The 14,492-nt window shown below is 34.6% G+C and carries 10 protein-coding genes and 1 tRNA gene; 4 read left to right on the forward strand and 7 right to left on the reverse strand.

The genetic code is table 11. The features are described 5' to 3' along the window. Window positions 1-3: 3 nt before the first annotated feature. The 4 genes from BUB95_RS06100 to BUB95_RS06115 form a co-directional block, all read right to left on the reverse strand. Window positions 4-1,809: a tetratricopeptide repeat protein gene (locus BUB95_RS06100; protein WP_073084290.1), complete on the reverse strand. Its 1,806-nt coding sequence runs from the start codon at window positions 1,807-1,809 to the stop codon at window positions 4-6. Window positions 1,810-1,911: 102 nt separating this feature from the next. Continuing rightward, a complete protein-coding gene (serS, locus tag BUB95_RS06105; protein ID WP_073084293.1) occupies window positions 1,912-3,183 on the reverse strand; it encodes a serine--tRNA ligase in 1,272 nt (423 codons plus the stop codon). Window positions 3,184-3,269: 86 nt separating this feature from the next. Then, a complete protein-coding gene (locus tag BUB95_RS06110) occupies window positions 3,270-4,577 on the reverse strand; it encodes an HTTM domain-containing protein (RefSeq protein WP_073084295.1) in 1,308 nt (435 codons plus the stop codon). After that, window positions 4,574-5,488, reverse strand: coding sequence for a bifunctional riboflavin kinase/FAD synthetase (locus BUB95_RS06115; protein ID WP_073084298.1), 915 nt, complete (start codon window positions 5,486-5,488; stop codon window positions 4,574-4,576). Before BUB95_RS06115 ends, BUB95_RS06110 begins: the two co-directional genes overlap by 4 nt. 220 nt (window positions 5,489-5,708) lie before the next feature. On the opposite strand from BUB95_RS06115, the gene BUB95_RS06120 reads away from it, so the two are divergent. Continuing rightward, entirely contained in the window at window positions 5,709-8,990 is a 3,282-nt protein-coding gene (locus BUB95_RS06120) for a thrombospondin type 3 repeat-containing protein (RefSeq protein ID WP_073084301.1), read from the forward strand. Window positions 8,991-9,020: 30 nt separating this feature from the next. Then, window positions 9,021-9,911: a PorP/SprF family type IX secretion system membrane protein gene (locus BUB95_RS06125; RefSeq protein ID WP_073084304.1), complete on the forward strand. Its 891-nt coding sequence runs from the start codon at window positions 9,021-9,023 to the stop codon at window positions 9,909-9,911. Window positions 9,912-9,966: 55 nt separating this feature from the next. On the opposite strand, the gene pth is transcribed toward BUB95_RS06125, so the two are convergent. The 3 genes from pth to BUB95_RS06140 form a co-directional block, all read right to left on the reverse strand. Continuing rightward, window positions 9,967-10,584: an aminoacyl-tRNA hydrolase gene (gene pth / locus BUB95_RS06130; protein WP_073084306.1), complete on the reverse strand. Its 618-nt coding sequence runs from the start codon at window positions 10,582-10,584 to the stop codon at window positions 9,967-9,969. Between the two features lie 77 nt (window positions 10,585-10,661). Continuing rightward, on the reverse strand, window positions 10,662-11,306 hold the full coding sequence (locus BUB95_RS06135) for a 50S ribosomal protein L25/general stress protein Ctc (protein WP_073084309.1): 645 nt from the start codon (window positions 11,304-11,306) through the stop codon (window positions 10,662-10,664). A gap of 104 nt (window positions 11,307-11,410) precedes the next feature. Continuing rightward, the gene (locus tag BUB95_RS06140; protein ID WP_073084311.1) at window positions 11,411-12,352 is read right to left on the reverse strand and encodes a ribose-phosphate pyrophosphokinase; all 942 of its coding nucleotides are present in this window, start codon (window positions 12,350-12,352) and stop codon (window positions 11,411-11,413) included. A 135-nt stretch (window positions 12,353-12,487) separates the two neighbouring features. On the opposite strand from BUB95_RS06140, the gene BUB95_RS06145 reads away from it, so the two are divergent. Together BUB95_RS06145 and BUB95_RS06150 are read left to right on the forward strand one after the other, a co-directional pair. Further along, window positions 12,488-12,569: transfer RNA gene (locus tag BUB95_RS06145), tRNA-Leu, on the forward strand. Window positions 12,570-12,622: 53 nt separating this feature from the next. Further along, a complete protein-coding gene (locus BUB95_RS06150) occupies window positions 12,623-14,464 on the forward strand; it encodes an FG-GAP-like repeat-containing protein (protein WP_083573322.1) in 1,842 nt (613 codons plus the stop codon). The last annotated feature ends 28 nt before the right edge of the window (window positions 14,465-14,492 follow it).

Here is a 14,492-nt window from a genome sequence, read left to right on the forward strand (position 1 = left end):
AACTTAATTTATAGTATCTCCACGAAGCATCCGGAATTTTTTTCGAGCCTCTACAAAATAGATGCTATCCTCATGATTGAAGATGATTTTTTCGTAAAGCGGTTTGGCTTCTTCAGGTTTTGCTAGATGTGTATTGTAAAGTTCTGCTAAATAATAATAAGCATCATCTATAAAAATGTCTTCGCGATAATCCGCAATTATTTTTTGGTAATTAACTTCGGCTTTTTCAAACTGATTTTGCTTTTCGTATAATTTTGCTTGTGTAAAAAGGGCTTGGTCTATAATGCTTTCGCCATTGTGTTCGGTTAATACCTTATCTAAAACCTTGATTGCCTCGTTTGTTTTATTCTGAAACGCTAATAAATCTGCTTTTGCATAGTACTTTAGTGCTGTTTGGGTGGTATCATCGTATTTATTATCCGAAATCAATAGTTTTAAATCTAAAGCATCATTGGCAATGAGTTGCGATGTTGATGCTTTTAAAACCTTAAGCTGAGATTCGGCCCACTCAAAATCACCTTTGTAGTAACTTGTTTTTGCAATCTTATAAGAAGCCTCCTGTGCAATAGTACTATTCTTTAAGTTTGCTTTTATTTGAGTGTAGTAAATCAGGGCTTCATTAAACTTTTCTTGAAGCACTAAAATATCTGCTAATTTTAGTTTTACCAATGCTTCTTGATATGGTGAAATATCTAATTTGTAGGATGCTTTTAAGAATTTTGAAGCTTCTTCCGGCTGATTAAAGCTAAAGGCTAAAAATTGACCATAAGATAATTGAAGCGGTAAAGAAATTTCTGTTTTTCCGTAATTCTCAAATAATGCTAAGTATTTGTCATTGATTTCTTTTAGGGTTTTCTCATTTGCATTTTCAGCTTCAATTTCTAAAATAGATTGGTGAGCAAGTAGCAAAACATCTAAATCTTGTGCGGTTTCTATAATGTAGTTGAAGATATTGCTAGCAGTAGTTTTATCATCGTCATCTTTTGCGGTAAAAGCCAAATCTATAATGCGTTCTAGACTTTCGGGGTTACGTCTGTAAAGTGCTTTTTCCTGAACAAAGGATTTTCCGTATTGTTTCTCTTGTACATAAAGCCAACTCAATAGTTGATACCAATGCGCATAAGGATTGGACTGAATGCGTTTTAGCAATAAGACTCTAAGCGACTTATTATTTTCGGTATCCTTATTTTCAGAGATAAACTGACTCAGATTTCGCTTAATATTATTTAGTGCATTTGGTTTAAAAGCCACATAATCTATGTAATTGGCAAACATGTTTTTTACATCACCTAAATCTCCATAAATCCTAGCTAATTGAACGCTGAAGTTTTTGTCTGGCAATTGCTCTGCTCCTTTTTTATAAGCTTTTATGGCTTGAGGAAGGAGTGAATGTTTCTCAAAACGTTGACCTATACCATAGACATAAGTTGGTTTTTCGTCAATGGAATTTATGGCTTCCTCAAAAAGAGCATCTGCTTTAGAGATACTATCCATCAATTGATAGTTATATCCCAATTCAACCAGTATTATCGGAATTCTATTCTTTGTAATGCGTTTCTCTAGAAGTAATCTTGCTTCATCATACCTCTCAAGTTGTTGGTAGGTGTCTACCATTTTATACATATAGTTGTAAGCGTATGGCTTAGTGTCGTAAAGTTTTTTGTAGATAATTAAGGCTTTAGAAAACTCCCCTTTTTTAAAATACTCGTCACCTACAGCCAACTGTTTTTGGTCTTCGCGTTGACCTAATACAGAAAATGAGCAGAGAACAACTAGGATGAGAGATAATATGTATTTTCTATATGCCATAAGTTGTAAATATAACAAATGACAGCTTTAGATATTGTAAATGCTTTCATAAAAAAATGCCCAAGTTTCCTAGGGCATTCATTTAGTCATTTAAGACTATTACTAGTTAATGATATCAAATCCTGTATATGGAATTAATACTTCAGGAATTTTTATGCCTTCTTCAGTTTGATAATTCTCAAGGATACTTGCCAAAATACGAGGTAATGCTAAAGAACTACCATTAAGTGTGTGGGCTAATTCGTTTTTACCATCAGCATTTTTAAAACGAAGTTTTAAGCGGTTAGATTGAAAAGTTTCAAAATTTGAAACCGAAGACACCTCTAACCAACGCTCTTGAGCTGCTGAGAAGACTTCAAAATCGTAAGTCAACGCAGAGGCAAAAGTTAAATCACCACCACACAATCTAAGAATACGATAAGGCAATTCTAGTTCTTTTAAAATATCTTGAATATGAGATACCATACCATCCAAGGCCTCATAAGATTTTGAAGGGTGTTCTACACGGATAATTTCAACTTTATCAAATTGATGCAAACGGTTTAAACCTCTTACATGAGCGCCATAACTACCTGCTTCACGTCTAAAACAAGGTGTGTAACCAGTAATGCCAATAGGTAAGTCACTTTCATTAAGAATCACATCTCTAAAAATATTAGTCCCGGGAACTTCAGCTGTAGGAATAAGATATAGATTGTCTTCTGTAACGTGGTACATTTGGCCTTCTTTATCTGGTAATTGCCCAGTACCAATACCTGAAGCTTCATTAATTAAATGTGGTAATTGGTATTCTGTATAGCCAGCATCCGTATTTTTATCTAAAAAATAAGCAATTAAAGCACGTTGTAAACGAGCACCTTTACCTTTGTAAACTGGGAAACCTGCACCAGTAATTTTGTTACCAAGTTCAAAATCAATGATGTCGTATTTTTTGGCCAACTCCCAATGTGGTAATGCACCTTCATGTAATTTAGGTGTTTCTCCGTCACAAAGTGTTTCTAAATTATCTTCATCAGAATTTCCGTTTGGTACAATTGGGTTAGGAACATTAGGTATTTTGTAAAGCGTATTGGTTAAAGCTTCTGCTTTTTCATTAAGCTCTTGTTCAAGAGTTTTTATGGTTTCTTTAAGCTCAGATGTTTTAGCTTTAAGTGTGTTTGCTTGTTCTGCTTGTCCAGATCTAAATAAATTTCCAATCTCTTTGGACATCGCATTCATTTCAGCCTTTGTTGCATCTAATTGCGTTTGTAATTGTCTGCGTTGTTCATCAAAGTTTAAGACATCATCAATCATTGGCTTTGCATCAATGTTTCTGATGGCCAAAAGTTTAATAATGCTTTCGCTGTTTTCTCTTATGTGCGATACCTGTAACATGCGTACTTAATTTTTGCGCCGATTAAGCGCTTATTAGCAAAGGGCAAAAGTAAAAAGATTTTATGGCTAGTGAAACAAAAAGCAGCCTATTTTGAAGGTAGTATCCACGAATTGTGTTTGAAGTGATTCCACTCAACCTTAGCCAAATCAATTTCAGGGTTTATAAAGCGTTTTGAAGGTTTTCCATTAACGCTAACATAAGAAGTTACGAATATGGATACGGTTTTACCTTCACTTTTGAACTTGTCTTTTAGACGTTGCGAGAATTGCCAGATAAAATCGGGTTTGGTTTTTAAATTTCGCTGCTGCTTTTTAGTCAAATAATCGTTTAAATTAATCGGAATTATTGAATTATTTGATTGGTCTACAACTCTAAAATGAATACTTCCGCTTTTAGCTCTAAGCATCATACGCCAAGACAGACGATGGCCTTCTTCTGTCCAAAGCACATTATCTTCAATAAAGTGATGGCGAAGAGGTAATGCGATTTGAATTATGAAATAGGTGACAAAAACGAGTTTGAAGACGTTTGCATAATTGGGTGTTTTAATCGTGTTTCCAGAATAAATCTCTTTCTTTTTAAGGAATATATTCCGAATAGTTTTTGGTTCAAAAAAGAACAGGCAAAATGCTAAAGATAAAAATGGAAAGATACCTATGTGGAATACTGCCGAATTAAATAAATGGAAGAAGATTGAAGCAAAAAAGGCATACTTCCGCGTCGGCTTATATAATAAAAGAGGAATAATTAGGCCATCGAATATGATTCCTGAATACGCTATAAAATAATGCACATATTCATTTTGAAGAAAACCGCCAATTATTGGAAAATGAGACTTGCCTTGCATTAATAACTTTATAACTGAAGCATCTAACCAGTCAGGGTATAATTTTGCAACTGAAGCGTAGGTGTAAATTATAAATAACTGAATAAAAAACACCAATTTACACCAATTAGGCATGGAGATTTGCTTTAGCTTAGGATTTAGCTTTACATCTATAGAGGCATACCTGTTAGCGGGCATTGCAACCATTATAAAACTCAGCAAGAACAATAAATAATAATGATTATTATATGCTGACTTTTGCATAAAATAGATGGCGCTCCACATAAGTGCAAACATTAATGCGCTAAATCTGTATTTATACCCCACCATTATTAGTAAGCCAAAAATGCCCATTACTGCATAGAAGGTATACATCCAATTACCAGACAGTGGTTGAAGCCAATCAAAACCTATAAAGTTAAAGGTAAACTGCGGATCAACAAGTGTGCGTTTTACCCAACCCGTAACTATTGCGCCAACTGATTCTAGAAAGCAGAGTAGTCCAAAAAATATTCTAAAAACAATTAGAGACGTGTTATCTATATGCTTAAAGAGGAGTGTGTTCATCGGTTTGTTTTCAAATAAGTAAGCGAAGCTTTTTTGTCTTTTTTCAGTTGAGTTTTTAGAGCATCAACAGTTTTAAATTTATGTTCATCTCTTAATCGATGTAACATTTCTATTACAACTTCTTTACCATATAGGTTATCTTCAAAATCAAAAAAGTGAACTTCAATAGAACGTGGCTTGTTTTTAATAGTTGGGTTAGAGCCTATATTCATCATCCCATAAACTTCTTTTGAATTCACAAAAGATTTAACAACATAGACACCATCTTTAGGGATTAGTTTGTAATCTTCTTCTATATATATATTTGCTGTAGGGAAGTCAATGGTGCGCCCTATACTGTGTCCACTAACAACTTTACCTGTTAGGAAATAATTGTAACCTAAATAAGTATTAGCTAAAGAAACGTCGCCGTCGTTGAGAGCATTTCTAATTTTGGTAGAGCTCACGGTAACTTGTTCTATATCTTCTGCAGATATTTCTTCTATTTCAAAATCGAACTCTTCTGAAAACTTGATGAGGTCATTAATATTTGCGCTTCTGTTTTTCCCAAAATGATGGTCATAACCAATAACTATCTGTTTGGTATTTAGTTCTTCAACTAAAATATTCTTTACATAATCTCTTGCTGAAAGGTCAGCAAATTCTTTCGTGAAGGTTTTAACACATATTAATTTTACACCAAATTTCTCCAATAGGAATTTTCGTTCGGATATAGTATTCAATAATTTTATGTCTTCATTTTGCTTGAGCACCATTCGCGGATGAGGAAAAAAAGTTAATACACTGGGTATTAGGTTTTTCTTTTTTCCGAGATTTTTGACTTTTTTTAATATAGCTTGATGGCCAATATGCACACCATCAAAGGTTCCAATTGTTAAAATTTTAGTAAAACGACCCGTATTTAGTGACATTGAAAGATTTCTTCAAAAATTGTTAAGGAAATGTAAAAAAAAAGTATAAATTTGATGCTAATTTAATAATACTGTACTTAATGCATATGGCAAAAAAACTACATTTAATTCACTTAACTAAATATTTAAACTTTTTTAACTAACCATTAGGTTGTCTTTCACAAAGCACATTAGTGTGGTTGAAAGACTTTTTATATTACATTAATTAAACTCACTTCAAATGAAAAAAAATCTTTACTTTTTAGTAGCTGCTTTTTTCTTTATTTCTACGCCGATTTTTGCACAGGAACGAACATGTGCTGCGGCTGAAAATCTAGAATTGCAACTGCAAAAAAATCCTAATCAAGCTGAAACATTAGCGAGATTAGAAGAACGAACAAGGCTTAGAGCAAACAATGACCCAAGCGTTCAAAGAATGGATGGTATTCTTTATGTTCCAGTGGTAGTTCACGTTGTTTATAATAACGATGCTCAAAATATTTCTGATGCTCAAATTCAATCACAAATAGATGTGATTAATAAGGATTTCAGAGGAACTAACATTGAGTTTGACGACATTCAAATGAATCAATGGCCTCAAGCAGCGGATATGGAGATTGAGTTTTATTTAGCTCAAATAGATCCAGATGGTAACCCAACAAATGGAATCACAAGAACTGAAACAAGTATTGCTTCTTTTGGTTTTGAAGAGACTATGAAAAGTACTGCTGCAGGTGGTAAAGATCCATGGGATACTAGTAAATACTTTAATTTCTGGACAGTAAACTTCTCAGGAGGTCTATTAGGATTTGCTCAATTCCCTGGAGGAGATCCTTCAACAGATGGTATTGTAATGGGGTACAACTTCTTTGGCTCTTCGGATGACGATGATGGAAGCTTTGTATTATCAGCTCCTTTCGATAAAGGAAGAACTACAACCCATGAAATGGGTCACTTTTTCAATCTTAGACACATTTGGGGAGACGGACCATGTGGTGCTGATGATTTTGTAGATGATACACCTGAATCCGATGCCTCTAATGGAGGTTGCCAAACAGGATCCGTGTCTTGTGGGTCAGTTGACATGGTAGAAAATTATATGGATTATAGTGATGACGCTTGTATGGGGTTATTTACTCTAGGACAGAAGAACAGAATGAGAGCAACACTAGAGCCGGGAGGTCCTAGAGACTCTTTAGAGCAGCCGCCATTTCCATTTATAGTAAGTGTTGATGCGGGTAGTCAAGAACAAGACGTTTGTACTACTGCTTCAGCTAATATAAACTTCACATATACTTTAGTAGACCCGGCATTCACTTCTCCAGTAACATTCTCTGCTTCTGGTTTACCTGCTGGTGCAACGGCGACTTTTAGTCCAGCATCAGTTACTGCTGATGGTACTATGGTTACTTTAACTATAGACAATCTTGGTGGAGCGACGATAGATACTTATTCTATTTTAATTGAAGCTACAGATGGAAACGACGTAGTTCCAACAGGAGCTTCTTTAAGCGTATATGATACAAACTTCGCAACTTTAGGAGCTGTAGCACCTGCAGACGGTTCTATAGATGCTAATCCTACAGCTACAATAGAATGGACAGAAGATACAAATGCAGCTGCCTACGAAATTGATGTTGCAACTGATGCAGCTTTCACAAATATTGTAGCATCTGGTGTGCCAGATAGACCAGAATTTGAAGCAATGCTTATGAATTCAACTCAATATTTTTGGAGAGTTAGATCTGTAAACGATTGCGGTATTGGAGCGTATTTAACAGCTAGTTTCACTACAGGTAATATTCAGTGTGATGTATTTGATTCTACAGATACTCCACTTGCAATTCCAGATGGTTTTGGTTTCTTTGGCCCAGCTGATGGACCTCCTGCAGAATCACAACTTCTGGTAATTTCTGCAACTTCTATTACAGATGTAAATGTAACGGTTGATATTTCTCATACTTGGGTTTCAGACCTAAGACTCGTATTAACTGCTCCAGACGGAACTGATGTTGTTTTAGCAAATAATATTGGAGGTTCTGATGACAACTATACAAATACTGTTTTTGATAGTGATGCTCCAACTTCAATCAACTCTGCTTCAGCACCTTTTACGGGGACATTTGCTCCAGATGGTGATTTATCTACTCTTAATGGACAAATTGCAACAGGAACATGGACACTAACTGCTGTTGATAATTTTACTGGTGATACTGGTACAATAAATAGTTGGTCAATCGAAGTTTGCGGTGTGCCATTACCAGATGCAGATGGAGACGGCATCCCAGACGATTCTGATAACTGTCCTGATATTGTTAATACTGATCAATCTGATATCGATGGAGATGACATAGGAGATTTGTGTGATGATGATATTGATGGTGATGGTGTATTAAACATGGATGATAACTGTCCTGAAACTGCCAACCCAGATCAAGCCGATTTAGATAATAATGGCATAGGAGAAGCTTGTGATGAGATATGTAATTTTGGACGTTCTGAAGATACCCCAATATTCATTCCCGAAGAACCAGACGATATTCCATTTGTAGTAATTTCTGAAATTTTTATTGAAGATAATTTTATTATCAATGATATTAATGTATCTGTTGATATTACTCACACATGGACAGGTGATTTAAGAATAGCGCTAATTGAGCCTACCGGAACGGATTTTATCTTACTATCTGACCAAATTGGTGGAAGTGGTGATGATTATGCAAATACAGTATTTGATGATCAGGCTTCTACACCTATTACTGCAGGTTCTCCTCCTTTTACTGGAGTGTTTAGCCCAGAACAACCATTATCTACATTTAATGGAACATTCTCAAGAGGAACATGGTTATTAGGAATCGTAGATTTTGCAAATTTTGACGGTGGTTCTTTCAACGAGTGGACTATAGAAATTTGTGGATTGAGAGATCCAAGCGACTATGATGGAGATGGTGTATTAAATGACGATGACAATTGTGTATTAGTATATAACCCTGATCAGGCAGATAATGATGGAGATGGAGAAGGTGATGAGTGTGATCCTGATGATGATAACGATGGTGTTCTTGATGTAAATGACAACTGTCAGTTTGAAGCAAATGCAGATCAAGCAGATAATGATGGCGATGGTGAAGGTGATGTTTGTGACCCTGATGATGATAACGATGGTGTGTTAGATGAGGACGACAATTGCCAATTTACAGCCAACTCAGATCAAGCAGATGTAGATTTCAACGGAGTTGGAGATGTCTGTGATAATTTATACGCTAATGATGTATTATCACCAAACGGAGATTCTGTAAATGATACATGGACTATTATTGGAATTGATAGATTCCCTGGAACAAAAGTGAAAGTATATAGTAGATGGGGTAATGAAGTTTTTGCTTCTGATAATTATGGTAATAATTGGAATGGTACTGGACCTGGAGGTAATTTATTACCAGCTGGATCATATTATTATGTTTTAGACCAAGGCGGTACAGGTGAAACTATCATTGATGGATGGTTAGTTATCATTTTCTAAGAAGTAGAATTATTAAATTAAATCAATACAATGAATTTTCTTAAAAACTCAATAAAAATTGGTGCACTGTTAATGTTTGGAGCTATATATGCCCAACAACAGCCTAACTATGCACTTTATAGATATACAATGAATGCTATCAACCCTGCATATGCAGGGGCTGATGGTGTTTCAAGACTTACAGCGAACTTTAGGAGCCAATGGGTGAATATTGAAGACGCACCTGAAACACAAACACTATTTTTTGAAACCTCTTTAAATGATAAAGTTGGTTTAGGGCTAAGTGTTGTTAACGATGATGTGTATGCTAACCAGAATACTACATTTATGGTAGATTTTTCTTATAAGTTACAGTTAAATGAATCTACAGATATTTTTCTTGGACTTAAAGGAGGCGGAAGCGTATATAGTTTTATATCAAGTGATTTAGCAAACAATGCTTTTCCAGTTGATCCTGCAATAAATAACATTGATACTGGTTTTAGACCAAATATTGGAGCGGGTGCATATTTAGTTCATGATAAGTATTTCATATCACTCTCTATCCCTTCAATTTTATTAAGTGAGAGAATTAATCTTAACGAAAATGGTGTGGTAACAACTGTGAATGAAAAGACACATTTTTATCTATCAGGTGGATATAATATTGATCTTGCTACAGATTGGGAATTTAGACCATCTACAATGATTAGAGCTGTAAGCGGGTCACCTGTATCTGCGGACTTGACTGCTGCTTTCAGATATAATGAGCGCTTTGAACTAGCTCCTATGTACAGAACTGATGGTGGATGGGCTGGAACAATGATGTTTAATCTTTCAGACTGGATGGATTTAGGATATGCTTATGAAGGGTCTTCTAGAGAAGTACTTAATAATTCTAATGATGGAACTCATGAGATTATGGTACGTTTTAACTTCTAGAACATAGACTTTATACATCTTAATATTAAAAAAAGCCACTCATTGAGTGGCTTTTTTATTTTCCATTATAAGTGTTCATTGTGATACTTGGCCCGGACAAAACAAAAGATTCAATAATTTTATGACACATTTCGAGTCGATTTTTTATATCTAAAGTTTCTTGTTCTGACCAATTTCCTAGGACATAGTCTACTTGCCTTCCTTTAGAGTAATCCGCACTTATACCAAATCTTAACCTATTATATTTTGTAGTTTGTAGTTTATCTTGCGTATCCTTTAATCCATTGTGACCACCGTCGCTTCCTTTTGTTTTTAATCTTAAAGATCCAAACGGAAGGTTTAAATCGTCTGTTATAACCAGAATGTTCTCTAAAGAAATTTTTTCTTTAGTCATCCAGTATTTAATGGCCTTTCCGCTTAAGTTCATAAAGGTATTTGGCTTTAAAAGAACGAGTGTACGTCCTTTTATTTTATAATATGCGATATCACCAAGCTTCTGTGTTTCAAAAGATATATCTTTTTTCGTGATGTAACTGTCTAGAATTTTAAAACCAATATTGTGCCTAGTGTTTGCGTACTTTTCACCAATATTACCTAAGCCAACAATCAAGAATTTTTTCATTGGGTCAATTTTTTCTTTAGATTTAAAAAGGGTCGTCAACCATTTTAGCATAATCTTATTGTTTATTCAAAAATAAAAAAGCATCCTGATTAACAGAATGCTTTTTATGAGATAAATATAAGTCTTATTTATTCTTGGCTAGTTTCAGTTGCTGCTGCATCCGTAGTTGTTTCTTCAGTGTTTTCTGCATCTACATCTTCATCTTCGTCTTCTACATCTACAACTGCTAATCTACTACGTCTTACTTGACAAACAACAACGTTGTCTGGATGAAGTAGCTTATAGTCATCATTTTTTAATTGAGAAATATAAAACTTACTTCCAATTTTTAAAGGTGTAATATCTATTTCTATAAATTCTGGTAATTTTGATGGAATAGCCTTAACTCTTAACTTTCTGTAAGGAACCCTTAAGTTTCCACCGTTTAAAACACCTCTTGAGGTACCGACAGTTTTTACAGGAATTTCCATCGTAATTTCCTTGTTTTCAAAAATTTGATAGAAGTCAATGTGTAAGATTTTGTCTGTTACTGGATGAAACTGAATATCCTGCATTACAGCATTGTAAGTTTCGCCATTATCTAGGGCAATCACAACTGTATGCGCGTCTGGTGTGTATACAAGTTTAGAGAATGCCAATTCTGGTGCTGAGAAATGCAATGGCTTGTCTCCTCCGTATACTACGCAAGGAACCTGACCAGCATTACGTAAGGCTTTTGTTGACTTTTTGCCTACGCTTTCTCTTTGAGATCCATTAATTGTAATTGATTTCATTTTAAAAGTTTAAATTAAAAAATTATTAAAATCCTCATTTTGAGGGCTGCAAATGTAGTAATATATTATGAAATACAAGAATTTTAATTAAAAAATGGCTTCTTTTACATCACAAATTTTGAGCTAATTGATTTGTTGTGATGTACATTATGCATTACTTCTGCAAACAAGTCAGCACAACTTAAAACTCTAAGTTTTTCAGATTCTTGTGTAAGAGGAATTGAATCAGTAATAATCAACTCTTCTAATTTTGAGTTTTGAAGTCTTTCATAGGCTGAGCCTGATAAAATGGGATGCGTACAAATTGCTCTTACGCTTAGAGCACCTCTTTCCATCATGAGATCTGCAGCTTTAGTTAGTGTACCTGCGGTATCTACCATGTCGTCTACTAAAACTACGTTTTTTCCTGTAACATCACCAATAAGTTCCATGTGAGATATGACATTAGCTTTAGCACGTTGTTTATAGCATATTACAACGTCACTCTCCAGAGCCTTAGAGTAAGCATAAGCACGTTTAGAACCACCCATATCTGGTGAAGCAATAGTCAAATTATTTAGGTTTAAAGATTTTAAATATGGTAAAAATATTGTTGAGGCAAAAAGGTGATCCACTGGTTTTTCAAAAAATCCCTGTATTTGATCAGCATGCAAATCCATCGTTATAATGCGTGTTGCACCAGCAGCTTCTAACATTTTTGCAACTAATTTTGCAGCAATTGGTACTCGAGGTTTGTCTTTTCTGTCTTGTCTTGCCCAACCAAAATATGGTAATACAGCGGTTATATGTCTTGCAGAAGCTCTCTTTGCGGCATCAATCATAAGCAACATTTCCATAAGATTTTCAGGACCGGGATGTGTAGATCCAATGATAAAAATTCGAGTTCCTCTTATAGATTCTTCGTATGAAGGTTGAAATTCGCCATCGCTATATCTAGAGGTTATTACATTGCCAAGTTTTACGCCATAGGCTTTCGCAATTTGCTCGGCTAGGTATCTACTTTGTGAGCATGTAAAAATCTTTGCTTCAGTTGTTTCGTAAGGCATGAGTTGTGTTGTTGTTAGTTGTGTTTTTAGAATGCTCAAATTTAGAAAATTATTTTGCTAGCAAGAATTATATATCGCACAATTTTACTTGCTTTTACTAGTTAATTTTTTCTATTTTTGCAAACCAATTAAAAAGCTCAAGTGGCGGAATTGGTAGACGCGTCGGATTCAAAATCCGATTTCTTCGGAAGTGTGGGTTCGATTCCCACCTTGAGTACAAAAAAGCCTGTTTAGTATTACTAAAACAGGCTTTTTTGATTTATATTAGCCATGATGATTAGATTATTTTTAATATCAATTTTTGTTGTATTTGCTAATATATGTGTAAATGCTCAACAATTCACCGATGTGACTTCAACCTCGGGATTGCAATTTGTGGCGATTATGCCAGATTTGTTTGGAAGCGGAGCTTCTATTGCAGATTATGACAATGATGGAGACTTAGATTTTTTTGCAGGAACAGAATTTGGATTAACGAACTTACTTTATAATAACAATGGGAATGGAGTGTTTCAAGAAGTGGCAGTTGCTTCTGGAATTACATCTACCTTTAGGTGTAGGGCCTCATTATGGGTAGATTATAATGGAGACGAATTATTAGATTTAGTTTTATTAGGAGACTGCTTAGGTATAGATAATTCTTGTACAAATAGGCTTCAAGTATTTTTGTATCAACAAACAAGTTCAGGAAATTTTACTGAAGTGTTAAATTCTGGATTAGATTTTAGTGACAGGTATAATATTCTAAACATAGATGATCCTGTAGTAGGTGGGATAGCTGCTGGCGACATCAATAATGACGGCTGGTTAGATATAATTATTACGGCTTGGGGAAGAATGTTCGCTGGAGCTGAAATGTCTATGTTCTTAAATAATGCTAATGGGACATTTACCGATATCACAGATATTAGTTTTCCTATGCAGCCAACAAAATCTAGATATCAGCCTATATTTCATGATTTTAATGATGATGGCTATTTAGATGTATACATAAATGTAGATTTTACCGAGAATGAGTTTTGGTTAAATAATGGAGATAATACATTTCAAGATATAAGTGCTACCATTAATGCAAATAGTGCATTTAATGAAATGGGAATGGCAGTAGGTGATTATGATAATGATGGGGATTTCGACTTATATTCTACTAATATATCAAGAGTTGAAGACGGAGTTCTAAGGCATAATATTTTTTTAAAAAACAATTGGATTGAAAATGGAGTGCTAGGTTTTGATGAGGTTTCAAACAATGCAACTTTTAATGTAGGGAGCAGTGGCTGGGACTGGGGAACCACTTTTTTTGATGCAAATAATGATGGTTTCATTGATTTAGCAGCTACTAATGGTTGGGGTCAGGGATGGAGTCTAGACCAATCAAAATTATGGTTGAATGTTGATGGAATTGCCTTTACAGATATATCTACATCTTCAAATTTTAATGACACATGGGATGCCACATCTTTAATGGCTTTTGATATGGAAAGAGATGGCGACCTAGATTTACTTCAATCAATGAAAACTAATGGTAGTAATAACAATCTTGTTAGAGTTTATCAAAACAATTACGCTTCTACTTTAAATTCCAACAATTATCTCGTTATAAAGCCAAGAATGAATGGAGCTAATCATTTTGCTATCGGTGCAGTGGTCAAAATAGCTTATGATAATGGAACCACTGGAATGCGTCTAATTACGGCAGGAACAAGTTTTTATGGTCAAGAACCAGCTGAAGCTTTTTTTGGCTTAGCCGATAACACCATTGTAGATGAATTAAGAATCGAGTGGCCAGACAACACCGTAACTGTTGTAGAAGATATTGCAGCTAATCAAGTAGTAACAATTACAAACGATAATGTATTGGATGTTAATACTTCAACTATTTCAAGTATAATAGCTTTTCCTAATCCAGTAGTTGACACTATACATTTAGAAAGTATTTCTTCAATTGAAAGTGTTGAAATTTATAATTTGATAGGTCAACGCGTTTTTCAGAAAACTTATACATCTAAAGAAGTAGAGTTAAATATGTCTTCTTTTGTATCAGGTAGTTATTTTGTAAAGATTAAAAACTCAAACTCTTACATTGAAACGGTCAGAGTTTTAAAACAATAACATTTAGTAAAAACTTCAATCTTCCCCT

This window comes from Winogradskyella jejuensis, from assembly GCF_900129745.1.
GTDB lineage: Bacteria > Bacteroidota > Bacteroidia > Flavobacteriales > Flavobacteriaceae > Winogradskyella > Winogradskyella jejuensis.

Coding starts and splice junctions, on each gene's coding strand:
- BUB95_RS06100 (WP_073084290.1), bottom strand. CDS start 1,809: ATGGCATATAGAAAATACATATTATCTCTCATCCTAGTTGTTCTCTGC.
- serS (WP_073084293.1), bottom strand. CDS start 3,183: ATGTTACAGGTATCGCACATAAGAGAAAACAGCGAAAGCATTATTAAA.
- BUB95_RS06110 (WP_073084295.1), bottom strand. CDS start 4,577: ATGAACACACTCCTCTTTAAGCATATAGATAACACGTCTCTAATTGTT.
- BUB95_RS06115 (WP_073084298.1), bottom strand. CDS start 5,488: ATGTCACTAAATACGGGTCGTTTTACTAAAATTTTAACAATTGGAACC.
- BUB95_RS06120 (WP_073084301.1), top strand. CDS start 5,709: ATGAAAAAAAATCTTTACTTTTTAGTAGCTGCTTTTTTCTTTATTTCT.
- BUB95_RS06125 (WP_073084304.1), top strand. CDS start 9,021: ATGAATTTTCTTAAAAACTCAATAAAAATTGGTGCACTGTTAATGTTT.
- pth (WP_073084306.1), bottom strand. CDS start 10,584: ATGCTAAAATGGTTGACGACCCTTTTTAAATCTAAAGAAAAAATTGAC.
- BUB95_RS06135 (WP_073084309.1), bottom strand. CDS start 11,306: ATGAAATCAATTACAATTAATGGATCTCAAAGAGAAAGCGTAGGCAAA.
- BUB95_RS06140 (WP_073084311.1), bottom strand. CDS start 12,352: ATGCCTTACGAAACAACTGAAGCAAAGATTTTTACATGCTCACAAAGT.
- BUB95_RS06150 (WP_083573322.1), top strand. CDS start 12,623: ATGATGATTAGATTATTTTTAATATCAATTTTTGTTGTATTTGCTAAT.